Genomic DNA, 21692 nt, shown 5'->3' on the forward strand with positions numbered 1-21692 from the left:
GGTCAGGGTCCGTTGAGGGCGTAGCCGCCGAGCGCCGCGCCGTAGCGCTGGCCGGCCCGGCCCCCGGCGGAGGCGGTGCCCGCGGAGACGACGAGGACGGGCTCGGCGGGCCGGGTGACCTGCACGACGCCGGCGTCGCGGACCGTCCCGACGTCCTCGCCCGGCGCGCCCCAGGCGAGCACGTCGGCGTACTCGTCGTCGACGCCGGAGCGCCCGCGCGCCCCGTGCACGGCCGTCGCGCCGGCCCGGTCACCGGCCGCGCCGCCCAGCAGGGGACCGCAGCCCTCCACCGGTCCGCTGTACAGCGTCAGCATGCCCGCGTCCTGCCGTCCGGCGACGTCCTCGGTCGGGGACCCGACGGCGAGCACGGCCCGGCCGAACCGTCCCGTGGGGATCGTGCAGCCGGAGGAGATGACGCTGGCCAGGGCGGACCCGAACTGGTCGCCCGCCTCGGCCGCCCCGCGGATCCCGGGGCTGTCCTGGGACAGGTGCAGGGTGGGCCGGACGGTGGTCCGGGTCAGCGCGAACCGGTCGACGACCCCGGCGTCGGCGGACCGGCCGAGGTCCTCCCCGGGGGAGCCCACCCACAGCACGGGGACGGGCTCCCGCGGCGTGGCGTCGAGCTCGAGCGCGGCGCCGAAGCGGTCGCCGCCCTCGACAGCCCCCGGCACCCCGGGCGTGTCCTGGGTGAGCGAGCGCGGGGTCGGCAGCGCCGGCCCGCCCGGGGCCGGCAGCAGGACGACCATGCCGGCGTCGACCGCCCGGCCGAGGTCCTCGTGCGGCACCCCCACGGCGACGCCGGAGGGGAAGCCGGCGGGCGGGAGCTGCTCGTCGGTGGACGGCAGCGCGACGTCCCCGACGGGCTCGAGCACCTCCCCGAACCGGTCGCCGGCCTCCGCGCCGCCGGGGACCCCGGGGCTGTCCTGGCTGAGCACGGCGGGGCTCGTCACCCGGAGGTCGGCGTCGACCAGGAGGTGGACCACCGCGCCGGCCGCCTCCCGCCCGCCGACGACGGCGCCGGGCGCGCCGATCCAGATCCGGTGCTGGCCGTGGCCCGGCTGGCCGGGCTCGGCGTTCACCCGCTCGACGGCGAGGGCGGCCCCGAAGCGCTCCCGGCCGGTCGCGCCGGGCAGCAGGTCCTCCGCCGTCCAGGTCAGGTCGGCGACGCGCTGGTCGGCCCGCCGGCCGTTGACGAGGTAGACCCGGTCGGCGCCGGGCGCGCCGACCACCAGGTCGACGCATCCGTCGGCGTCGAGGTCGGACAGGACCACCGCCGCGCCGAACTCCTGCGGGTCGGGGTCGCCGCCCGCGCGCTCGGGCGGGAGCACGAGCAGCGACGGGGTGGCCGGGCTCACGCTGCGGACGTCGACGGCGCCCGGTGTGCGACGACCCTCCGGGACCGGCAGGCCGACGGCCACCCGCTCACCGGGCAGCCGGCAGGCCGGCTCGGCCGCCGCAGCCGGTGACGGCGGGGCCAGGGCCGGTGCGGCCAGCCCCAGGGCGACCACGGCCCCCGCCCAGCGCAGACGTCTCGACGTGGACCGTGTCATGCGAACTCCCTCGTCCGTGACCACGAGGGCGTCACGGCCGGTCTCGGGAGACCGGGGGCCCTCGACCCTCGTTCTACACCCGGGGACCGGCGGGTGTGCGGGCCGTGACGAACGGCTGGGACCGGCCCGGTCAGGGGTCAGAGGTCGGGGTCGGGGCGGGGGGCCGGCCCGGCGGGCGGCGTCGGAGGCAGCGTCAGCCGGGGGAGCGCCCTCCCCACCAGCGGGCCGACGGCGAGGGCGAAGACGACGGTGGCCACCCCGACGGTGCCGCCGAGCAGCCACCCGACGACCAGCACGGTGCCCTCGATGAGCGTGCGGGCCAGGAAGAGCGGCAGGCCCAGCTCGACGAGACCGGTCATCAGCCCATCCCGGGGACCGGGGCCCCAGCCGACGCCGACGTAGAGCCCGGTGCCCACGGCCACCAGCACCAGGGCGAGGGCCAGGAACAGCGCGCGGACGAGGAGGTGCTGGGGCGCGGGCAGCAGGGCCACGCCCAGGTCGAGGACCGGCCCGACGACGAGGGCGTTGGCCACCGTGCCCAGCCCGGGGCGCTGGCGCAGCGGCACCCACAGCAGCAGGACGACGACCGAGCTCAGCACCGTCACCGCGCCCAGGCTCAGGTCGACGTGGCGGGCCACGCCGGCGCTGAACACCGTCCAGGGGTCCAGGCCCAGGTCGGCGCGGACCAGCAGGGCCAGGGCCAGCCCGAAGACCACCAGCCCGCCGAGCAGGCGGGTCGCACGGGTCAGGGGCCGGTCGGACCACCGGCTCCGGCTCAGCGGCATGCGGAGAGCAGCACGTCGGCGGCCTGCCGGGCCTGCACCGCGGCCTCGGCGGCGGCCTCCCGGCCCTCGACGACGGCCCGGCCCGCCACGCCGTCGAGCAGCAGCAGCAGCTGGGAGCCGAGCCGCTCCGGCTCCCGGCAGCCGGACGCGGCGCAGCCGGCGGTGAGGAGCCCGCGCAGCCAGGCCTTCTCGGCGCGCACCTCGGCCCGGGCCGCGTCGTCGGGTCCGGGGGCGACGCCGTCCGGGCCGGCCAGCTCGGCGGCCGCGTTGAGGAACCCGCAGCCGCGCTCACCGCGCTCGGCGTAGAAGTGCTGCAGCCAGTCGAAGACCGCCAGCGGGTGCTCGGCGGCGGGCCGCGGGGCCAGCCAGGCCTCCAGCTCGGCCCGCCGGTCCTCGTGCCGGCGGTGCAGCACGGCGGCGACCAGCCCGGCCTTGGAGCCGAAGTGGGCGTAGAGCGTCGGCTTGGTGACTCCCGCCGAGCGGACGACGGCGTCCACCCCGGTCGCGGTGATGCCCTCGGCGTAGAACAGCCGGCCGGCGGAGCGGAGGAGGGCCTCGCGGGCGTCGGTGCTCATGGGGCTGACTTTACCGGTCAGTCAAGTGCTCACCTTCCTACTCCCCTGCACCGCCCGAATCACCGTGACACCACAAACTCTGGACATGACACCACGATGGTGTCATCCTGGTGTCGTGGAACTCGGACCGTACGTCAACGACCTCCAGCGCCAGCTCGTGGACGCCGCGGAGAACGGCACGGACGACACCCGCGCCGTCGCCGAGCGCCTCGCCGCCGGGCTTGACGCGGCGACCCGCCTCGTCCTGCTCGACGCGCTGTCGGCGGCGGTCGGGGAGATCACCCGCGACCTCGCCCCCGGCTCGGTCGACCTCCGGCTGCGCGGTCGTGAGGTCGAGTTCGTCGTCGCCGCCCCCGGCGCCGACGTCGCCGCCGACGAGCCGTCGGGCCCCGCGCCCGAGCTCGACGACGTCAGCACCTCCCGCACCACGCTCCGCCTGCCCGACGCCCTCAAGGCCCGGGTGGACGAGGCCGCCGCGGCGGACGGCCTCTCCGTCAACTCCTGGCTGGTCCGGGCGGTCGCCGCCGCGCTCCAGCCCCGCCAGCGCCGGGCGGCGCAGCGCACGCTGCGCACCGGCGACAGCTTCACCGGCTGGGCGCGCTAGCCCCGCAGCGCCGCTGCCTCAGCCCCAGCACCACACCAGCCCCGCGGACCCGCGGGGTGGGACCCGCACGCCCGCAGAGAGGGAGCACCATGCCCACGTACCCCACCCCCGGCCCGGTCGACCTGGCCGTCGACCTCCAGGTCGGCGCCCTCGAGGTCGTCGCCGGCGACCGGTCCGACACGGTCGTCACGGTGTCGCCGACCAACCCGGCCAAGGCCGTCGACCGCCGTGGCGCCGAGGAGACCGTCGTCGCCTTCGACGGCCGTCGGCTCACCGTCACCGGCCCCCGGCCCCGGCTCGCCTGGATGGGCCCGACCGAGTCGGTCGACCTGCGCGTCGAGCTGCCCGCCGGCTCCCGGCTGACGGCCGAGCTGGCGGTCGGCAACGTCCGGACCTCCGGCCGGCTGGGCGCCACCCGGGTCAAGGCCTCGACCGGCACCGTGGAGACCGACGCCACCGGTGACCTCTGGGTGCGGGCCGGGCACGGCAACGCCACCGCGGGAACCGTGGAGGGCGGGGCCGAGATCACCGCTGACCACGGGCAGGTCCGGGTCGGCCGGGTCAGCGGTGACGCGCTGGTCAAGACGTCGCACGGCTCCCTCACCGTGGGCGAGGCCGGCGGGGACCTGGAGGCGAAGCTCTCCTACGGCGACCTGGAGATCGGCCGGGCGCTGGGGTCGGTCCGGGCCCGCACCGCCTACGGCAGCGTCGTCCTGCGCGAGGTGTCCCACGGGTCGGTGGAGCTCGAGAGCGGCTACGGCCAGCTGGTCGTCGGCGTCCGGGCCGGCGTCCCCGCTTGGCTCGACCTGGCCTCCAAGGACGGCCGGGTGCGGAACGAGCTGCAGGGCGACGCCGCCCCGGATCCCGCCGAGCCGAGCGTCGCCGTCCGCGCCCGGGCCCAGCACGGCGACATCACCGTCGAGCGTGCCCGGTGACCGGGCCGGCGATCGAGGTCCGCGGCCTGCGGAAGTCCTACGGGGCGACGGTGGTCCTCGACGGCGTCGACCTCACGGTGCAGCCCGGCACCGTCACCGCCCTGCTGGGCCCCAACGGCGCCGGCAAGACCACGACGGTGCACGTGCTCAGCACCCTGGTCCGGCCCGACGGCGGCACGGCCCGGGTCGACGGGTTCGACGTGGTCCGCGAGCCCGACGGCGTCCGCGCCGGCATCGGGCTCACGGGGCAGTTCTCGGCCGTCGACACGCTCCTCACCGGCGAGGAGAACCTCCTGCTGATGGCGCGCCTGCGCCACCTGCCCCGCGGCCGGGCGAAGGCCCGGGTGCGCGAGCTGCTGGAGCAGTTCGACCTCGGCGAGACCGCGCGCACGCCCCTCGCGACGTGGTCGGGCGGCCTGCGGCGCCGGCTCGACCTGGCCATGACCCTGGTGTCCACCCCGGCCGTGATCTTCCTCGACGAGCCGACCACCGGGCTCGACCCGCGGAGCCGGCGCGCGATGTGGGACGTCGTCCGCGCCCTGGTGGCCCAGGGCGCGACCGTCCTGCTCACCACGCAGTACCTCGAGGAGGCCGACGCGCTCGCCGACCGCGTGACGGTGCTCGACCGCGGCCGCGTCGTGGCCGAGGGCACGCCCGAGGAGCTCAAGCGCCTCGTGCCGGGCGGGCACCTCCGGCTGCGCTTCGCCGACGTCGCGTCCCTCGACGCGGCCGCGCGGCTGCTGGGGGAGGGCGGTCGCGACGACACGGCCCTCACCCTCACCGTGCCGTCCGCGGGCGGGGTCGCCGCCCTGCGCGCCCTGCTCGCCCGGCTCGACGCGGCCGACCTCGAGGTCGACGACCTCAGCATCCACACCCCCGACCTGGACGACGTGTTCCTCGCGCTGACGGGCCGCCCCGAGACCGCAGGAGCCCCGTCATGACCACGTCCCTCGCTCACACGTCCCTCACCCACCCGAGCCCGGCCCGCCCCACGTCCGCCCGGCCGGCCACCGCCGTCGTCGACGCGGTCACGATGCTGCGCCGCAACCTGCTGCACCTGGTCCGCTACCCCGGCCTGTCGATCTTCACGATCGGCGGTCCCGTGGTCCTCCTGCTGCTGTTCGTCTTCGTGCTGGGCGGCACCCTCGGCGCCGGGCTGCCCGAGGTCGACCCGGCCGGCGGCCGGGCGGCCTACGTCGCCTACGTGATGCCCGGCATCCTGGCCCTGACGATCGCCGGCAGCGCCGGCGGCACCGCCACCACCGTCGCCATGGACATGACCGAGGGGATCACGGCCCGGTTCCGGACCATGGCGATCGCGCGGGCCGCGGTGCTCGCCGGGCACGTGCTCGGCAACGCGCTGCAGGCCCTGGTCGCCGTCGCCCTCGTCCTGGGCGTCGGGCTGCTGATCGGGTTCCGCCCGACGGCCGGGCCGCTCGGGTGGCTGGCCGCGGCCGGCCTGCTGGCCCTGGTCGCCGTGGCCGTCAGCTGGCTGGGGGTGGCCATGGGCATGCAGGCCCGCTCGGTCGAGACGGCCAGCAACCTGCCCCTGCTGCTGACCTTCCTGCCCTTCCTGGGCAGCGGGTTCGTGCCGACGGGCTCGATGCCCGGCTGGCTGCAGTGGTTCGCCGCCCACCAGCCCTTCACCCCGGTCATCGAGACGCTGCGCGGGCTGCTGCTCGGCGGTCCCGACCCCGTGAGCGCGTGGCCGGCGGTCGCCTGGTGCGTCGGCCTCGCGGTGGCCGGCTGGCTGTGGTCGACGGCGCTGTACGAGCGCCGCTCGGTCCGCTGACCGCGAGGAGCTCCGTCCCGGGCTGATCAGCCCGCAGCAGGTCTGCTGCGGGCTGATCACCGTGGTGCCCGGCCGTCGTCGGGGTGATCGTGGGGGGACACCTCACGAGGTCCAGATCCTCGTGGGCACAGCGATCGAGAGGGCCTGACCATGATCACCAACGACCCCGACGTGCTCCGGATGGCGTCCGACGCGCCCCCGGCGGCCGCGTTCGACGACCACCTGTCCGCCCGCCTGCTGCACCAGCGGATCGTCGTCCTGGGCCAGGAGGTGGACGACGCCGTCGCGAACCGGATCTGCGCCCAGCTGCTGCTGCTCGCCGCCGAGGACCCGCGCCGCGACATCAGCCTGTACGTCAACTCCCCGGGCGGCTCGGTCAGCGCCGGCCTGGCGATCATGGACACGATGCGGCTGATCCCCAACGACGTCAGCACCCTGGCGATGGGGCTGGCCGCCAGCATGGGGCAGTTCCTGCTCTCGGCCGGCACCCGCGGCAAGCGGTACGCGCTGCCGCACGCCCGGGTGCTGATGCACCAGGGGTCCGCCGGGATCGGCGGGACCGCGGTGGACGTCGAGATCCAGGCCCGCAACCTCGAGCACGTCCGCGACACCGTGCTCGGGCTCATCGCCGAGCACACCGGGCAGCCGCTGGCCCGGGTGGAGGCCGACTCGCGCCGCGACCGCTGGTTCACCGCCGAGGAGGCCCGCGCCTACGGGCTGCTCGACCACGTCGTCACCACCCTCGACGACGTCCGCCCCGGCGGGCGCAGCGCCATCGGGCTGGGGGCCCTGGGATGAGCAGCTACACGATCCCGAGCGTCGTCGAGAAGCGGCCGACGGGGGAGCGCTCGCTGGACATCTACAGCCGGCTGCTCAGCGACCGCATCGTCTACCTCGGCACCGAGATCGACGACGGCGTCGCCAACGTCGTCGTCGCCCAGCTGCTGCACCTGGAGTCCGAGGACAGCCAGCGCCCCATCGACCTCTACCTCAACTCCCCGGGCGGCTCGGTGACGGCGATGTTCTCGATCTACGACACCTGCCAGTTCATCGCCGCACCGGTGGCGACGACCTGCGTCGGCCAGGCCGCCTCGGCGGCAGCGGTGCTGCTGGCCGCCGGGGCGCCGGGCCGGCGCTCGATCCTGCCGCACGCGCGGGTGCTGCTGCACCAGCCCTCGACGCAGGCCCAGGGCAGCCTGCCCGACCTGGTGCTGCAGGCCCGGGAGGTCGTCCGGGTGCGGGCACAGCTCGAAGAGGTGCTGGCCCGGCACACCGGGCAGCCGCTCGCACGGGTGCGCGCCGACACCGAGCGCGACCTGGTCCTGCCCGCCCAGGAGGCCCTGGCCTACGGGCTCGTCGACGAGGTGGTCAGACGCCGGGGGTGAGGCCGCCGGGGCCGGTCACGCCGCCAGCGCGACCGGTCCGCCGGGCCGGCCGAGGGGCCCGGACGGGCGGCTGCTGAGGTCCAGCGGCACGAGCCGGCGCAGCACCAGCCCGGCGAGGTCCGCGAGCCCCAGGCCCAGCGCTCCGGTCACCGCCGCCAGCACCTCCGACGACGGCTCCTTGCGGCCCCGCTCCACCTCGGAGAGGTACTGCACGGAGATGCCGGCGCGGGCGGCCACGGCGGCGAGGGTCTGGGCCCGGTGGTGGCGCTGCTCCCGGAGGACCTCCCCGGCCACCTCCCGCCACAGCGGCTCGGGCTCGGCCGGCGGGCGGACGCGCGGTCGCGGCGGGGCGGCAGCCGGGCGCGGCTCGGCCGCGTCACCCGCGACGTCGTCGGGCCGGCGGAACGGCAGCAGGTCACCCATGCCCCGACCCTAGGCCCGGACCCGGGCGGCCGGGGCCGCGTTCTGCTCAGGGCGGAGCGCGTGCGGGGCCGGTCGGCGGTCACCCGTCTAGCCCTCGCCACCGGGTGCGCCCTCCTGGGCGCGGGCTGGCGCGCGGCACCCGGACGACGGCCGGGCCAGGGGTCAGCCCGGCTCGCGTCGGGGTCTTCCGGGGGTGGCCGGAGGGCGATCCCTGCTGGCCGGGCCGTCCACGACGGCACGAGGCTGGCTGGCATGGCCCCCGGACCGCTCGCCGCCGCACCGCCCGCCCCGGCGGTCGACGCGGGGATGACCCTGAGTCCTCGGACGACGTTCACCAGGAGTTGGGGCGGCCGAACCTGCGGCGGCGAGGCTGAGCCCGCCGCACCCCGCGCCGCGGGAGGAGCCGGGGCACCGGCGCCGGCTCCGCGGACCGGGCCGAGGGTGAGGAGGACGTCGTGACCGCCGTCACGCTCCTGCTCCCCGGCGGTGCGGCCGCCGCGCCCGTCGTGGCCGTGCTGCTGGCGCTCGCCGCGGCCGTGCTGTTCGGCCTCGCCGCGGTCGCCCAGCACGGCGCCGTCCGCCGGCTGCCGGCGCGGAGCGGTCTGCGGGCCCTGCTCCGCTCGCCCCGGTGGCTGGTCGGCGCCGCCCAGACCGGGCTCGCGGGCGGCCTGCACCTCGCCGCCCTCGCCCTCGCACCCGTCGCGCTCGTCCAGCCCCTGGGCGTGCTCGCCGTGCCGGTCGCCGTCCTCGCCCACGCCCGCGGGACCGGGCGACTGCCCGGGGCCCGACCGCTGGCCGGGGCCGCGCTGAGCGTCCTCGGCGCGGGCGGCCTCACCCTCACCCTGCTGCTGGCCGGGCGGACCGCGACCGCGGGGACGCTGCCCGGCCCCGGTGCCGTGCTGGGGATCGCCGCCGCGGCGCTGGCGGTGCCGGCGCTGGTCGGCCTCGGCCGGTGGCTGCCACCGGCGTCCCGGGCGGTGGCCTCCGCCCTCACCGGGGCCGCGCTGTTCGGCCTGACGTCGGTCCTGGTCCGCACCGGCGCCACCGGCTGGGCCGCCGGTCGCGCCGACCTCGTCGCGGCCTCGGCCGTCGTCGCCGGCGTCCTCGCCGCCGCCGGTCTCGTCGCCGTCCAGAGGGCGCACCGCACGGGGACGCCCGCGCTGGTCGTCTGCTGCCTCACCCTCGCCGACCCGCTCGTCGCCACGGCCGGGGCGGGCGTGCTGCTGCACGAGGCACCCGTGCTCGCCGCCGGACCGGCGGCGGCCGCCCTGCTCGCCTGCCTGCTGGCCGCCGCCGGGGTCGGGCTGCTCGCCCGCGAGCACCCGGACGCCCGGCGACCGTCGTCCAGCCCCCACGCCGGGAGGGCTCCCACGGCCCCCGGCCGCCGACCACCCGCACCCGCCCTCACCAGGAGCCCGTCATGAGAGTCCTGCTCGCCGCCGACCAGTACCCCGAGTACATCAACGGGGCCGCCACCTTCACCTCCCGGCTGGCCACCGGTCTCGCCGCCCGCGGCCACACCGTCGACCTCGTCTGGCCCTCGGTCGACGGCCGGCCGCACTACGGGATCGACGCCGGGGTGCGGGTGCACCGGGTGAGCTCGCTGCGGCTGCCCACCAGCGCGGAGATCCGCACCTGCACCCCGTGGGCGGTCAGCCGGGAGGTCCGCACCGTGCTGGGCCGGGCCCGGCCCGACGTGGTGCACGTGCAGTCGCACTTCGCCCTCGGCCGCGCGCTGGTCCGCGAGGCGCGCACCGCCTGCCTCCCCGTGCTGGCCACCAACCACTTCATGCCCGAGAACCTCACCCACCACGTCCCCCTGCTCCGGCACGCCTCCGCCGCCGCCGCCCGCGCGGCGTGGGCCGACCTGGCCCGCGTCTACCGCGCGGTCGACGCCATCACCGCTCCCACGCAGCGGGCCGTCGCGCTGCTGGCCGCGGCGACCGACCTGCCGCCGGCCACCGCGATCTCCTGCGGCATCGACCTGGAGCGCTTCCACCCGGCCGCCCCCGGCGACGTGGACCCGGCGACCGTGCTGTTCGTCGGCCGTCTCGAGCAGGAGAAGCACGTCGACGAGCTGCTGCGCGCCTTCGCCCGGGTGCCCGCGGACCGCGGCGCCCGCCTCGAGGTGGTCGGGATGGGCAGCCTCCGCGGTGAGCTGGAGGCGCTGGCCGTCGAGCTCGGGCTGGGCGAGCGGGTGCGCTTCCGCGGTGCCGTCGACGACGACGCGCTGCTCCGGGCCTACCAGCGGGCCACCGTCTTCGTCATGCCGGGCACCGCCGAGCTGCAGAGCCTGGCCACCCTGGAGGCGATGGCCGCCGGCCGGCCCGTGGTGGCGGCCGACGCGATGGCCCTGCCGCACCTCGTGGGCCACGGCGACAACGGGTTCCTCGTCCGGCCCGGGGACCGGCCGGAACTGACCGCCGCCCTGACCACGCTCCTCGACGACCCCGCCCTCCGGGCCCGGATGGGGGCTGCGAGCCTGGTGCGCGCCCGGCGGCACGCGCTGGCGGGCACCCTCGACGCCTTCGAGGCCTGCTACGCCCGGCTGCTGGGCCGCCCCGCGACGTCCGCGCCGCGGCCCGCCGACGCGCTGCTGCTGGCCTCCTGAGGTCCGGCGCCGGGCGCGCGGCCCCGCCCGGGGGCCGGCCGGACGGGAGGACGTGCGTGGACGGGTCACCGCCGCCGCTGACGCGGCGCGCCCAGCTGCTCGGCTGGCTGCTCGACTACGCCTACGTGACGCGCTGGACGCTGCGCGCCGTCGTCGGCCGGAGCCACCCCGACCGGTGGCTGCACCCCGTGGCGCCGCGGCGCACCCCGGTGCTGCTGATACCGGGCGTGTTCGAGACCTGGCGCTTCCTGCAGCCCGTCGCGGAGCACCTGCACCGTCGCGGCCACCCCGTGCACGTGCTGGCCGAGCTCGGGTGGAACACCCGGGCCATCCCCGAGCTGGCCGCCCTCGTGGCGGCCCACCTCGAGCGCGAGGACCTGCACGACGTCGTGGTCGTCGCGCACAGCAAGGGCGGCCTGATCGCCAAGCAGGCGTTCGGGCAGCCCGGAACGCTGGACCGGGTGCGGCACGTCATCGCCATCGGCACGCCGTTCTCGGGGTCGCGCTACGCCGCGCTGTTCCTGCTGCCCAGCGTGCGGATGTTCGCACCCCGCGGGCCGGTCATCCGGGCGCTGGCCCTGGAGACGGCGGTCAACCGGCGGATCAGCTCGCTGTACAGCGTCTTCGACCCGCACATCCCCGAGACCAGCCGGCTGGAGGGCGCGGAGAACGTCGTGCTGCCCACCGTCGGCCACTTCCGCCCGCTGGGGGACCCGCGGACCCTCGCGCTGGTGACCGCCATCCTCGACCGGGCCGTCGCCGGGGCGGGGGAGGTGCCGGAACCACCCGGCTGAGCACCGGACGGCGCCTCGTCGGCCGGCCGGCCGGTGGCCCGGCCTAGGGTGGACCGTGTCCCACTCCGGCGGATCCCCCGACCTCCCCGCTCCGACCCGGCGCCGCGCGACCACGGCCCGCGGTGCCCTGGGCCGCTGGTGGCGGGCCCGGCGGCGACCGGTGCCCGACCCGGTCGTCGGCCTGGTGCTGAGCGGCGGCGGGGCCAGCGCCAGCTTCCAGGTGGGAGCGCTGCGCTACCTGTACGACGTCGAGGGCATCGCCCCGAGCGTCGTCACCGGCACCTCGGCGGGCTCGGTGCTGGCCGCGCTGCTGGCCCAGGCCGAGGACGCAGCCGGCCAGCGGGAGGTGCTCGACCGGATCGAGGCCCGCTACGGCGACCTGCGGCAGCCCTCGGACCTGATGGTGGAGCTCGAGTGGTTCACCGAGCTGCAGAAGCTGGTGCCCGCGCTGCAGCGTGTCGGGCAGGCGCGCGCGTCCCACCTGGAGCCGCAGACCATCACCCTGCCCGCCCTCGGCCGTGGCCGGCGCCGGACGGGCGAGGACGGCGCACTGCCCGCCGGACCCGTCATCCGGCTGCCGCGCTGGGACGCCACGCCGGTCCGCGAGACGCTCTCCGCGGTGTGGAGCGTCAGCCGGGCCCGCCCGGACTTCGAGGCGCTGCTGCGCGGCGGGCGGCACGAGCAGTCCCTCTACCGCCGCGGGCCGATCTTCGACGCGCTCCTCGGCCCGGAGATGTTCGACCCCGAGCGGCTCGCCCGCTCGGCGACCGAGCTGCGGGTGGCCACCGTCGCCCTCGAGTCCGGGGCGCTGCGCTACGTGACCGGGCGCGGGACGCTGGTCGACCGGGGCGACCAGCCCGTCCCCGGGGAGGGCCCGGTGCCCCTGGTGGACGCCCTGCACGCCTCCTGCGCCATCCCGGCCATCTACCCGCCCGTGCGGCTGGGCGCCGAGCACTACGTCGACGGCGGCACGCGGGAGAACCTGCCCGTCGACATCGCCGTGCACCACCTCGGCGTCACCCGCTGCTACGCCGTGAACGCGATCCCCACCGGGGTCCCGGTCGACACCAGCTACGCCGAGAAGGACATGCTCGCGATCGTGCTGCGGGCGGCGGCCGGGATCATGTCCGACGAGGTGCAGCTGGACGACCTGCACCGGGCCGAGGCCGCCGGGGCGGTCGTCATCACCCCCGAGGTCGACGTGCTCGGCGTCCTCGAGGTCGACCCGGGCCTGCTCGCCCTCGCGCAGGACTACGGGTACCTGCGGGCGGCCGAGGCCTGCGAGGGCGCCAGCGACGCGGAGCAGGAGGTCACCCGCGAGCTGGTCGAGCTCCGGCGGACGATCTGGAAGCTCGAGGTCGTCGTGGCGGCGGAGCCGCCCGGCGTCGGGACGAGCGCCGGGCTGACGGAGCTCGCCGCGCTCAAGGCGCGGCTGTCCGACCTCGTCACCCGGGTGCCCGCGGGCCGGCTGCCGGCCGGCGCGGACCGCTGGTGGCGCACCTGGGAGGGCCACCTCGTGCCCGTCGACCTGCCCGTCAGCTGGCTGGACGGGGCTCAGCCGCCCGGCTGAGGGCAGGCCAGGGCAGCAGGGAGGCCAGGCCGTGCGGGTCCGGTCCCGGCCGGCGGGCGGCGTTCTCGGCCTCCTGCCGGGCGGTGGACCAGCGGTCGGGGACGGGGGCGGGCAGCGGCGTGCTGGTCGTGGGGGTCATGCGACCAGCGTCCGGTTCTGCTCACCGTTCGAGCAAGAGCTTTCGCCGGAACAGCAAAATCGGCGCCGCCGTCAGAGGCGCGTCGCCGTCCGCACCAGCGCCGCGAGCGCCCGCGAGGTGCTCTGCGGCGGCCAGGCGATGACCGTGGTGACGGCGGGGGCGTCGACCAGCGGGACGACGGCGTGACCGCTGCGCAGCTGGACCTGGACCGAGGCGGGCAGCACCGCGCGGGTGCGGCCCAGCGCGACCAGCTGGTAGAGCTGCTCGTGGTTGAGCACCTGCGGGCCGGGGCCGTCGGGGTAGCTGCCGTCCCGGTGCGGCCAGCGCGGCGGGGGCAGGTCGGGGAGCCCGTCGAGGTCGGCCAGCCGCAGCGTCGTCCGCGTGCTGAGCTCGTGCCCGGCGGGCAGCACGGCCACCTGCGTCTCGGTGCCCAGGTCCTCGCTGTCGAGGCCGGAGGTGGAGTCGAAGGGCCGGTGCAGCAGCGCCACGTCCGCCCGGCCGTCGCGCAGCAGCTGCTCCTGCTCACCGGGCCCGCAGAGCAGCACCTCGACCGCGACGGCCTCGGGCTCGGCGGCGAAGGCGTCCAGCAGCTTGGCGAGCAGCTCGACCGACGCCCCGGCCTTCGTCACCAGCACCAGCCGCGGCGGTCCCTCGACGACGCCGGCCCGCCGCGTCCGGCGCTCGGCGGCGGCGACCGCGTCGAGCGCGGCCCGGCCCTCGCGGAGCAGCACCACGCCGGCGTCGGTCAGCGCGACGCCGCGGCTGGAGCGCTCCAGCAGCGGGACGCCCAGCCGGCGCTCCAGCTGCTGCAGCGCCCGGGACAGCGGCGGCTGCGTCATCCCCAGCCGGGCGGCCGCCCGGCCGACGTGGAGCTCTTCGGCGACCGCGACGAAGTACTCCAGCTCCCGGGTCTCCACGCGCTCCACGGTAGTGCGGCCCGCCCACCAGCGGTCATGCCCCGGAGGTATCGGGGGCCACCGGATCGGACCTGGTCGCCCGCCGGGTCCCGCCGCAGGATCGGGGCATGACCGGACCCACCGAGACCACGACCACCCCGACCACGACCACGCCGACCACGACCACGCCGACCACGACCGCACCGGACGCCCGCCGCAGGACCACCGCCCTCGTGACCGGGGGCAACAAGGGGATCGGCTACGCGATCGCCGCCGGCCTCGGCGCCCTGGGCTGGCGCGTGGGGGTGGGCGCCCGCGACGACGGCCGGCGCGAGGCCGCCGTGACGGCGCTCCGGGCCGAGGGCGTCGACGCCTTCGGGGTCCCGCTGGACGTCACCGACGACGCCAGCGTCGCCGCGGCCGCCCGGCTCCTCGAGGAGCAGGAGGGCGGCCTCGACGTGCTGGTCAACAACGCCGGCATCACGGGCGGCCTGCCGCAGGAGCCCACCCGGGTGAGCCCGGAGCAGCTCCGCGCCGTCGTCGAGACCAACGTCATCGGCGTGGTGCGGGTCACGAACGCCGTGCTGCCGCTGCTGCGGCGCTCGCCGTCCCCGCGGGTCGTCACGATGTCCAGCGGGGTCGGCTCGCTCGCCCGGCAGTCGGCGACCACCGACGAGCTCTCGACGGGTCCGATCTCCGGTGCCTACAGCCCGTCCAAGACCTTCCTCAACGCGGTGGTGGTGCAGTACGCGAAGGAGCTCGCCGGCAGCGGCATCCTGGTCAACCTGGCCTGCCCGGGCTTCGTCGCCACCGACCTCAACGGCTTCCGCGGCGTCCGGACGCCCGAGCAGGGCGCGGCGGTCGCGATCCGGCTCGCCACCCTGCCCGACGACGGCCCCAGCGGCGGCTACTTCGAGGACGCCGGCGCCATCCCCTGGTGAGGGGGACCAATCCGGACGCCCGGCCGGGCCCGAAACCTCTCAGGCCGAGCACCTGGACCGTCCCTGACGTCGGTCCCCGGTCCGGCTCAGAGCCGCTGCGACCCGTGGGGAGCGGGTTGCGGCGGCTCGCCCCCAGCCCTCCCGTGCCCGACCGCCGCCGAGCCGCGGGTCGCCCCCGGTCCCCGGTGCGGGACCGGGGTCTACCGTCGGGGCAGACCGTGAGCCCGCCCGGGCCGGCCGGCGGTCGAGGTCTCGTCCGTTCAGAACAGCAGCGGACGGGACCGCCCCGGCCCCGGCGGTCGCCCCTTGCGCCGCCGCGAGGCGAGCCGCTATACCGGAGCACGTCCCCCGGCACCCCGACCGGGACCGCTCGCCGCGGCCCCGCCCCGGCACCCCGCACCACCACGCCCCGACGGAGAGGCCCGACGTGCCGCGCACCCGCACCCGACGAGGGAGGTCGGCGGCGCTCGTCGCGGCCGGCGCCCTGGTCCTGCCCCTGGTCACCCTGACGGCGCCCGCGACGGCGGCCACTCCCGTCGTCGACCCGGCGCTGGCCCGCTCGCCCGAGCTCTCCGAGACCACCCGGCTGGCCGACCGGCGCACCGTGGTGACGGGCGACCGCGCGTGGGTGCTGGGCACCGCCGACGGCCGCTTCCCGGCGGCAGGCTTCCACACCCGAGGCGAGATGGGCGGCTTCTGGCTGCCCGACCTCAAGCTGCTCGACGGGCTGTGGTTCGGCCTCGACGGGCGCTGGATCGGCGAGGGCACGCGGACGACGACCGGCTGGGGCTACGTCCGCACCGACCTGCCCACCACCCGCGGCATCGCCGCCAGCCGCACCGACGTGGTGCCCGACGGCGTCTCCGGCGCCCTGGTGGGCCTGAGCCTGCGGGCCGACCGGACCCGGACCGTCACCCTCCGCGTCGACGCCCACTCCGAGCTGCTCGGCTCCTACCCCTGGGGCGAGTCGACGCCCGGGCAGGCCACGGTGAACCTGCCGGACACGGCGTCGGTCCGCGGTCGGGCCCTGGAGTTCCGCGACCGGGGCAACCCGCCGGGGGCGACCACGCCGGCCCACGACTGGGCGGCGGCCGTCGGGTCCTCGCTGCGGCCGAGCGCCACGGCGACGGGAGCCGACCACCGCGGACCGCAGGACCCCGCCGTCGTCTGCCCCGCCTCGGGCCCGGACGCGCCGCCGCAGCCCGCGCGCTGCGACGACACCGCCTACGGCCGCGGCGCCGGCGGCCAGCTGAGCTACCGGCTGAGGCTGCGGGCCGGCGAGGTCCGCACCATCTGGTTCGGCGTCGGCGGGTCCACCCGTGGCCCGGCCGACGCGCGCGCCGAGCTGCGGGCCGCCCTGCAGGACCCGGTCGGCGCGCTGGAGGAGAAGGTGGCCGAGCGCCGCCGGCTCGACGCCCGGACCACGGTCGACCTGCCCGGTGACCCCCGGCTCGCCGCCAGCGTCCGCTGGTCCAAGCAGATGCTCGCCGCCTCGGAGCAGACCGTCGACGACCCGCAGCTGCGGGTGGTCCGCGCAGGCACGGCCTACCCGGCGCCCGTCGCGACGCTGGACTCGATGACCTGGCTCGGGGCCGGCTGGCCGGACTACACCTGGCTGTTCGGCACCGACGGGGAGTACACCGCCTACGCCGCGGTGGCGGCCGGCCAGTTCGGGCCGATCAAGGCCCACCTGCGTGCGCTCCGCGACGTCTCCGAGGCGGTCAACGGGGGCAGCGGCAAGATCGTCCACGAGGTCACCCCCGACGGCGCCGTCTACTTCGGGGCGAACGCCGACGAGGGCAACACCGACGAGTCGTCGAAGTACCCCTCGGCGGTGAACCTCGTCTGGAAGTGGTCGGGCGACCGGGCCTTCCTGCGCGACCTCTACCCGGCCAGCGTCCGGGCGATGCGCCACGTGGCCTCCCTCGACGCCGACGGCGACGGCTGGCCCGAGGGCCTCGGCAACGTCGAGCGGGCCGGGATGGGGGAGGAGAAGCTGGACAACGCCGTCTACACGATCCGCGGCTACGCCGACCTCGCCGACCTGGCGCAGGCCCGGGGCGACGCCCCGACGCGGCGCTGGGCCCTCCGGCAGGCCGACCGGCTCCTCGACCGGTTCGAGCGCACCTGGTGGTACGGCGCCGGCACCCGCTCCTACGCCGACTCCCTCGACGACCCCGGGAACGAGCAGGTGTTCCAGCGGCACTGGATCGGGCTGACGCCCACCGACGCGGTGCTGCCGCGGGTCCCGGGCCGTCCCGCCGGGCCCCTGGCCAGCCGCCGGCACGCGCAGCAGACGCTCGACCAGCACGAACGACCCTGCTACAGCTCGCCGCTGGGGCTCTTCCACACCGGCACCGGGCCGACCTCGGCCGCCGCGGGGAACACCGGCCCGAGCTGTGACGACAGCGTGTCGGCCGTGGTGAGCGAGGGCAGCGTCTTCACCCTGAACTCGGCGATCGCCGCGGTGAGCGAGGGCAACTACGGCCGGCTCGCCGCCGACCAGCAGGGCGTCTACACCGCCGGGAACGCCCGCAGCCAGCTGGACCCCGACCTGTGGGAGATGCCGGGGATGATGCCCGAGATCGTGCCCGGCGGCACCTTCGGGGCGAACATCGACAAGCTGCTGACCGAGCGCTCGATGGTCATGCAGGCGTGGGGCGCCTACGGCACGCTGTGGCCGGTGGTCCACCAGTGGCTGGGCGTCTCCCCGGACGCCGGTCGGGGGCGCGTGGCCGTCGTGCCGCAGCTCCCGCCGGGTCAGCCCTCGGCGTCGGGCCGCGACATCCGCGTCGGGCGGGGGAGCCTCGACGTCGCGGTCCAGCGACGGGGTGCGGTGCACCGGACCGAGGTCACCCGGCACGGGCGCACCCGGCTCACGCTCGGCGTCGTGCTGCCGCGCGGGGCCGAGGTGGCGTCGGCGACGCTGGACGGCCGCCGGGTCCGCCCGACGCTCACCAGGACGGCCCGCGGGCTGGAGGCGACCGTGACGCTCGGGGCCGGCTCCGGCCGCTCCGTGCTGGTCGTGACCGTCCGCTAGCCGGGAGCCCGGTCGACCGGTCCTGGAGGGTCTGGTCGGCCGGGCCGCCCCCGGGAGGAGAAACGGCCCCCGCCCTGTCGGACGGGGGCCGTCGGTCGTCCCTCCCCAGGAACGTCAGGCGTCAGGTCTGCTACCCGCTCGGCCGTTCCTCAATCGCGCGCGTACCCCTCGTCCTGACCCGGCAGACGCGCCAGGAGCCCGCACGGAGCCCGACCGCTTCCCTGCGCAGCGCAAGAAAGCGTTTCCGCAACGATCCCGGCCGCAGCCGGGAGCTGTGCGGCGGACCGACCTGGTCGCCCGGCACGGGTCCGTCGACCGCCGGGCTAGTCGATCCGCCCTCTGACAGGCGGTGTTGCCGACGTCGGCGGGGCGTCGACGGCACCGCCGGGACCTCTGGAGGAGGGCGTTGACACTGCCCTGGCGTCCGTCTAGGGTCCAGAAAGCGCTTTCACATCAACGTCGAGGGGAAGTTTCATGAGCCTGAACCGTAGGCAGTTCCTGGCGGGCAGCCTGGCCGCCGCCGCAGCCTCCGCAGGTCTGGCGGCCTGCAGCAGCGACTCCGGGAGCGGGGGCAGCGCGGACGGCACGGCCGACCTGGCCTTCACCTGGTGGGGCAACGACGTGCGCAACAAGAACACCGCGGACGCGATCTCGGCGTACACCAGCGCCAACCCGACGGTGAAGATCTCCCAGCAGCCGGGGGAGTGGGCGAGCTACTGGGACAAGCTGGCCACCCAGACCGCCGGCGGCACGGCCCCCGACGTCATCCAGATGGACGTCGCCTACATCAGCGAGTACGGCAGCCGCGGCGCCCTGCTGGACCTGGAGCAGAACGGCGCGGACGTCTCCAAGTTCGCGCCCGGCACCGTCGACTCGGGCAAGGTGGACGGCCAGCTCGTGGGCATCAACGCCGGCGTCAACGCCGCGGTGATCCTGGCCAACCCGAAGGTGTTCGAGAAGGCCGGGATGGACCTCCCGGACGACACCACCTGGACCTGGGACTCCCTGATGAGCACGGCGGCGGAGGTCGCCTCCAAGGCCGACGTGCCGACCGGCGTCGCAGCCCTGTTCCCCACCGACGTCATGTTCGCGGCCTACCTGCGCCAGAACGGCAAGGAGCTGTGGCGGGACAACCAGCTGGGCTTCGAGCCGGCCGACGCGCAGGCATGGTTCGACCTGATGATGCGCTACCAGGACGCCAAGGCGATGGGCACCCCGGCAGCGATGACCGAGGAGTCGACCAAGCCCGTGGACCAGGCGGCCATCGCGGTCGGCTCGGCCGCCATGCAGACCTCGAACTCCAACCAGCTGGAGGCGCTCAGCGCCGCCGCCGGCACCGAGCTGGTGCTGCTCCGCTTCCCGAGCCTCGCGGGCAAGGCGACCGAGCGCAAGGCCTGGTACAAGGCGTCGATGCTCTACTCGGCGTCGGCCCGCAGCAAGGACCCGGAGGCCGCCGTGGCCTTCATCAACTGGCTGGTGAACTCCCCCGAGGCGGCGAACGCCAACCTCGCCGAGCGGGGCATCCCCGCCAACACCGAGATGGCCGCCGCGATCCAGCCCAAGATCTCCAAGGTCCAGCAGTCGGTGGCGAAGTTCATCGCCGACATCGAGCCCGAGCTGGCCGGCACGCTGCCCAACCCGCCGGCCGGCGGCGGCACCCTGGGCGGGGTGATGCTGCGCTACGAGACCGACGTGCTGTTCGGGAAGTCGAGCACCGCCGAGGCGGCGCAGAAGTTCGTGGACGAAGTCAAGTCGAACCTGACGGCCTGACGCCGTGAGCGTCATCTCCGAGCTCTCGAGCATCAGCCGCAGCAAGGCCAGGACACCGGAGGAGAAGGCGCGGCAGGCGAAGGAGGCCGGCCGCGACAACAAGGCCGGCTACCTCTTCCTCGCGCCGTGGCTCGTCGGCCTGGTGGTCATCACCATCGGGCCGATGGTCGCCTCGCTGTACCTCTCGTTCACCGACTACAGCCTCATCCAGCCGCCGCGGTGGAGCGGGCTGGACAACTACGTGCGGATGCTGAACGACGCGCGCCTGCACAACTCGATCAAGGTCACCTTCACCTACGTGGTGGTCTCGGTCCCGCTGCAGCTGGGCCTGGCTCTGGGCATCGCGGTGCTGCTGGACAAGGGCATGCGCGGCCTCGCGCTGTACCGGTCCCTGTTCTACCTGCCCTCGATGCTGGGCGCCTCCGTGGCCATCGCGGTGCTGTGGCGCCAGATGTTCGGCGGCGAGGGCCTGGTCAACCAGCTGCTCCAGGCCGTCGGGATCAACTCGACGACGGGCTGGATCTCCGACCCGTCCTACGCGCTCGGCACGATCATCCTGCTGCACGTGTGGACGTTCGGCTCGCCCATGGTGATCTTCCTGGCCGGTCTGCGGCAGATCCCCGGCATGTACTACGAGGCCGCCGCCGTCGACGGGGCGAGCCGGTGGACGCGGTTCACCAAGATCACGCTGCCGCTGCTGTCGCCGATCATCTTCTTCAACCTGGTGCTGCAGGTGATCAACGCGTTCCAGTCCTTCACCCAGGCCTTCGTCGTCTCGAACGGGACCGGCGGGCCGTCGGACTCGACGATGTTCTACTCGCTGTACCTGTACCAACGGGGCTTCGGGCAGTTCCAGATGGGCTACGCGTCCGCGATGGCCTGGCTGCTGGTGGTCATCGTCGGGGTCCTCACCGCGATCAACTTCTTCGCCTCCAAGTACTGGGTGTTCTACGATGACTGATCTCCAGACGCGCGCGGCCTCGCCCGTGCAGGCCGGCGGACCGGCCCCCACCACGGCCGACCACCGGCGCCACCTCCTGCTCGGCCGCGGACGCTCCGTGCTCAAGCACGTCGCGCTCGTCGCCGTCAGCCTGGTGATGGTCTACCCGCTGCTGTGGATGCTGGTGAGCTCGTTCCGGCCCACCGAGGTGATCTTCCGCAGCCCCGGCCTGTGGGTCAACGACCTGGTCACGACCAACTACACGGGCGGCTGGAACGCCCTCAGCAACCCGTTCGGCCACTACCTGCTGAACTCGGCGGTCGTGGTGGTGGGGGCCGTCGTCGGGAACCTGCTGTCCTGCTCGCTCGCGGCCTACGCGTTCGCCCGGCTCAAGTTCCGGGGCAAGACCCTCTGGTTCTCGATCATGCTCGTGACGATCATGCTGCCGATCCACGTCATCGTCGTGCCGCAGTACATCCTGTTCAACCAGCTGGGGTGGATCAACACCTTCATCCCGCTGGTGCTGCCGAAGTTCCTCGCCACGGACGCGTTCTTCGTCTTCCTCATGGTCCAGTTCATCCGCGGCATCCCGCGCGAGCTGGACGAGGCGGCCCGGATCGACGGCTGCGGGCACGGGAAGATCTTCCTGCGGGTGATGGTCCCGCTGATGGGTCCGGCCCTGGCCACGACGGCGATCTTCACCTTCATCTGGACCTGGAGCGACTTCTTCACCTCGCTGATCTACCTGACCGACCCCGACAAGTACACGGTCCCGGTCGCCCTGCGGTCCTTCCTCGACTCCACCAGCGGCAGCAACTGGGGCGCCATGTTCGCGATGTCGATCGTGTCGCTCGTGCCGATCTTCCTCGCCTTCCTCTTCGGCCAGCGGTTCCTGGTCAAGGGGATCGCGACCACCGGCGGCAAGTGAGCACCGCCGGTCCC

Annotated in this window: 21 protein-coding genes; 15 read left to right on the forward strand and 6 right to left on the reverse strand. The window is 75.7% G+C overall.

The features are described from left to right. Window positions 1-2: 2 nt before the first annotated feature. The 3 genes from JOF54_RS00435 to JOF54_RS00445 form a co-directional block, all read right to left on the reverse strand. On the reverse strand, window positions 3-1550 hold the full coding sequence (locus JOF54_RS00435) for an integrin alpha (RefSeq protein ID WP_210051955.1): 1548 nt from the start codon (window positions 1548-1550) through the stop codon (window positions 3-5). A 137-nt stretch (window positions 1551-1687) separates the two neighbouring features. After that, window positions 1688-2335 (reverse strand): membrane protein YczE, encoded by a 648-nt coding sequence (yczE, locus tag JOF54_RS00440; RefSeq protein WP_210051957.1) that lies wholly within the window; start codon window positions 2333-2335, stop codon window positions 1688-1690. Beyond that, on the reverse strand, window positions 2326-2910 hold the full coding sequence (locus JOF54_RS00445) for a TetR/AcrR family transcriptional regulator (protein WP_210051959.1): 585 nt from the start codon (window positions 2908-2910) through the stop codon (window positions 2326-2328). The genes yczE and JOF54_RS00445 overlap by 10 nt, the downstream gene beginning before the upstream one ends. Window positions 2911-3025: 115 nt before the next feature. Here JOF54_RS00445 and JOF54_RS00450 point away from each other — a divergent pair, with 115 nt between their 5' ends. The 6 genes from JOF54_RS00450 (at window position 3026) to JOF54_RS00475 (ending at window position 7626) form a co-directional block, all read left to right on the forward strand. After that, window positions 3026-3514, forward strand: a complete 489-nt coding sequence (locus JOF54_RS00450; protein ID WP_210051962.1) for a type II toxin-antitoxin system HicB family antitoxin — start codon at window positions 3026-3028, stop codon at window positions 3512-3514. Between the two features lie 89 nt (window positions 3515-3603). Further along, window positions 3604-4449 carry a DUF4097 family beta strand repeat-containing protein gene (locus tag JOF54_RS00455; RefSeq protein ID WP_210051964.1) on the forward strand — a complete coding sequence of 282 codons (846 nt, stop codon included), beginning with the start codon at window positions 3604-3606 and terminating at the stop codon, window positions 4447-4449. Further along, the gene (locus tag JOF54_RS00460) at window positions 4446-5390 is read left to right on the forward strand and encodes an ATP-binding cassette domain-containing protein (protein ID WP_210051966.1); all 945 of its coding nucleotides are present in this window, start codon (window positions 4446-4448) and stop codon (window positions 5388-5390) included. Before JOF54_RS00455 ends, JOF54_RS00460 begins: the two co-directional genes overlap by 4 nt. Beyond that, the gene (locus JOF54_RS00465) at window positions 5387-6241 is read left to right on the forward strand and encodes an ABC transporter permease (protein WP_210051968.1); all 855 of its coding nucleotides are present in this window, start codon (window positions 5387-5389) and stop codon (window positions 6239-6241) included. Before JOF54_RS00460 ends, JOF54_RS00465 begins: the two co-directional genes overlap by 4 nt. 180 nt (window positions 6242-6421) lie before the next feature. Next, complete coding sequence (locus JOF54_RS00470; RefSeq protein WP_210059248.1) at window positions 6422-7039, forward strand: ClpP family protease; 618 nt, start codon at window positions 6422-6424, stop codon at window positions 7037-7039. After that, window positions 7036-7626, forward strand: a complete 591-nt coding sequence (locus JOF54_RS00475) for a ClpP family protease (RefSeq protein WP_210051970.1) — start codon at window positions 7036-7038, stop codon at window positions 7624-7626. The genes JOF54_RS00470 and JOF54_RS00475 overlap by 4 nt, the downstream gene beginning before the upstream one ends. 15 nt (window positions 7627-7641) lie before the next feature. Here JOF54_RS00475 and JOF54_RS00480 read toward each other — a convergent pair whose 3' ends face one another. After that, a complete protein-coding gene (locus JOF54_RS00480; protein ID WP_210051972.1) occupies window positions 7642-8049 on the reverse strand; it encodes a helix-turn-helix domain-containing protein in 408 nt (135 codons plus the stop codon). A 455-nt stretch (window positions 8050-8504) separates the two neighbouring features. On the opposite strand from JOF54_RS00480, the gene JOF54_RS00485 reads away from it, so the two are divergent. From JOF54_RS00485 to JOF54_RS00500, 4 genes are read left to right on the forward strand one after another with little or no spacing between them, the layout of a single operon-like run. Beyond that, window positions 8505-9473: a hypothetical protein gene (locus tag JOF54_RS00485; RefSeq protein WP_210051974.1), complete on the forward strand. Its 969-nt coding sequence runs from the start codon at window positions 8505-8507 to the stop codon at window positions 9471-9473. Further along, window positions 9470-10660, forward strand: coding sequence for a glycosyltransferase (locus JOF54_RS00490; RefSeq protein WP_210051976.1), 1191 nt, complete (start codon window positions 9470-9472; stop codon window positions 10658-10660). The genes JOF54_RS00485 and JOF54_RS00490 overlap by 4 nt, the downstream gene beginning before the upstream one ends. Before the next feature lie 56 nt (window positions 10661-10716). After that, the gene (locus JOF54_RS00495) at window positions 10717-11454 is read left to right on the forward strand and encodes an esterase/lipase family protein (protein ID WP_210051977.1); all 738 of its coding nucleotides are present in this window, start codon (window positions 10717-10719) and stop codon (window positions 11452-11454) included. 55 nt (window positions 11455-11509) lie between these two features. Then, window positions 11510-13024, forward strand: coding sequence for a patatin-like phospholipase family protein (locus JOF54_RS00500; protein ID WP_210051979.1), 1515 nt, complete (start codon window positions 11510-11512; stop codon window positions 13022-13024). Here JOF54_RS00500 and JOF54_RS00505 read toward each other — a convergent pair. Both JOF54_RS00505 and JOF54_RS00510 read right to left on the reverse strand, forming a co-directional pair. Continuing rightward, window positions 12990-13163, reverse strand: a complete 174-nt coding sequence (locus JOF54_RS00505; RefSeq protein WP_210051981.1) for a hypothetical protein — start codon at window positions 13161-13163, stop codon at window positions 12990-12992. The genes JOF54_RS00500 and JOF54_RS00505 overlap by 35 nt on opposite strands. Before the next feature lie 71 nt (window positions 13164-13234). Next, window positions 13235-14080: a LysR family transcriptional regulator gene (locus JOF54_RS00510; protein ID WP_210051983.1), complete on the reverse strand. Its 846-nt coding sequence runs from the start codon at window positions 14078-14080 to the stop codon at window positions 13235-13237. Between the two features lie 107 nt (window positions 14081-14187). Here JOF54_RS00510 and JOF54_RS00515 point away from each other — a divergent pair, with 107 nt between their 5' ends. The 5 genes from JOF54_RS00515 to JOF54_RS00535 all read left to right on the forward strand — a co-directional run bounded on the left by JOF54_RS00515 (window position 14188) and on the right by JOF54_RS00535 (window position 21678). After that, window positions 14188-15000, forward strand: coding sequence for an SDR family oxidoreductase (locus JOF54_RS00515; protein ID WP_210051985.1), 813 nt, complete (start codon window positions 14188-14190; stop codon window positions 14998-15000). Between the two features lie 427 nt (window positions 15001-15427). After that, window positions 15428-18040 carry a glucosidase family protein gene (locus JOF54_RS00520; protein ID WP_307803684.1) on the forward strand — a complete coding sequence of 871 codons (2613 nt, stop codon included), beginning with the start codon at window positions 15428-15430 and terminating at the stop codon, window positions 18038-18040. Window positions 18041-18514: 474 nt separating this feature from the next. Beyond that, on the forward strand, window positions 18515-19810 hold the full coding sequence (locus tag JOF54_RS00525; protein WP_210051987.1) for an ABC transporter substrate-binding protein: 1296 nt from the start codon (window positions 18515-18517) through the stop codon (window positions 19808-19810). A gap of 4 nt (window positions 19811-19814) precedes the next feature. Beyond that, window positions 19815-20771: a carbohydrate ABC transporter permease gene (locus tag JOF54_RS00530; RefSeq protein WP_210051989.1), complete on the forward strand. Its 957-nt coding sequence runs from the start codon at window positions 19815-19817 to the stop codon at window positions 20769-20771. A gap of 136 nt (window positions 20772-20907) precedes the next feature. Continuing rightward, window positions 20908-21678 carry a carbohydrate ABC transporter permease gene (locus tag JOF54_RS00535; protein WP_372443502.1) on the forward strand — a complete coding sequence of 257 codons (771 nt, stop codon included), beginning with the start codon at window positions 20908-20910 and terminating at the stop codon, window positions 21676-21678. Window positions 21679-21692: the final 14 nt, after the last annotated feature.

The sequence above is a fragment of the Microlunatus capsulatus genome, assembly GCF_017876495.1.
GTDB classification, from domain to species: Bacteria; Actinomycetota; Actinomycetes; order Propionibacteriales; family Propionibacteriaceae; genus Microlunatus; species Microlunatus capsulatus.

Excerpts from the sequence above, each read along its gene's own strand:
- JOF54_RS00480 (WP_210051972.1), bottom strand. The coding sequence starts at position 8,049 with ATGGGTGACCTGCTGCCGTTCCGCCGGCCCGACGACGTCGCGGGTGAC.
- JOF54_RS00465 (WP_210051968.1), top strand. The coding sequence starts at position 5,387 with ATGACCACGTCCCTCGCTCACACGTCCCTCACCCACCCGAGCCCGGCC.
- JOF54_RS00435 (WP_210051955.1), bottom strand. The coding sequence starts at position 1,550 with ATGACACGGTCCACGTCGAGACGTCTGCGCTGGGCGGGGGCCGTGGTC.
- JOF54_RS00490 (WP_210051976.1), top strand. The coding sequence starts at position 9,470 with ATGAGAGTCCTGCTCGCCGCCGACCAGTACCCCGAGTACATCAACGGG.
- JOF54_RS00455 (WP_210051964.1), top strand. The coding sequence starts at position 3,604 with ATGCCCACGTACCCCACCCCCGGCCCGGTCGACCTGGCCGTCGACCTC.
- JOF54_RS00515 (WP_210051985.1), top strand. The coding sequence starts at position 14,188 with ATGACCGGACCCACCGAGACCACGACCACCCCGACCACGACCACGCCG.
- JOF54_RS00535 (WP_372443502.1), top strand. The coding sequence starts at position 20,908 with ATGGTCTACCCGCTGCTGTGGATGCTGGTGAGCTCGTTCCGGCCCACC.
- JOF54_RS00505 (WP_210051981.1), bottom strand. The coding sequence starts at position 13,163 with ATGACCCCCACGACCAGCACGCCGCTGCCCGCCCCCGTCCCCGACCGC.
- JOF54_RS00445 (WP_210051959.1), bottom strand. The coding sequence starts at position 2,910 with ATGAGCACCGACGCCCGCGAGGCCCTCCTCCGCTCCGCCGGCCGGCTG.
- JOF54_RS00525 (WP_210051987.1), top strand. The coding sequence starts at position 18,515 with ATGAGCCTGAACCGTAGGCAGTTCCTGGCGGGCAGCCTGGCCGCCGCC.
- JOF54_RS00470 (WP_210059248.1), top strand. The coding sequence starts at position 6,422 with ATGGCGTCCGACGCGCCCCCGGCGGCCGCGTTCGACGACCACCTGTCC.
- JOF54_RS00475 (WP_210051970.1), top strand. The coding sequence starts at position 7,036 with ATGAGCAGCTACACGATCCCGAGCGTCGTCGAGAAGCGGCCGACGGGG.
- yczE (WP_210051957.1), bottom strand. The coding sequence starts at position 2,335 with ATGCCGCTGAGCCGGAGCCGGTGGTCCGACCGGCCCCTGACCCGTGCG.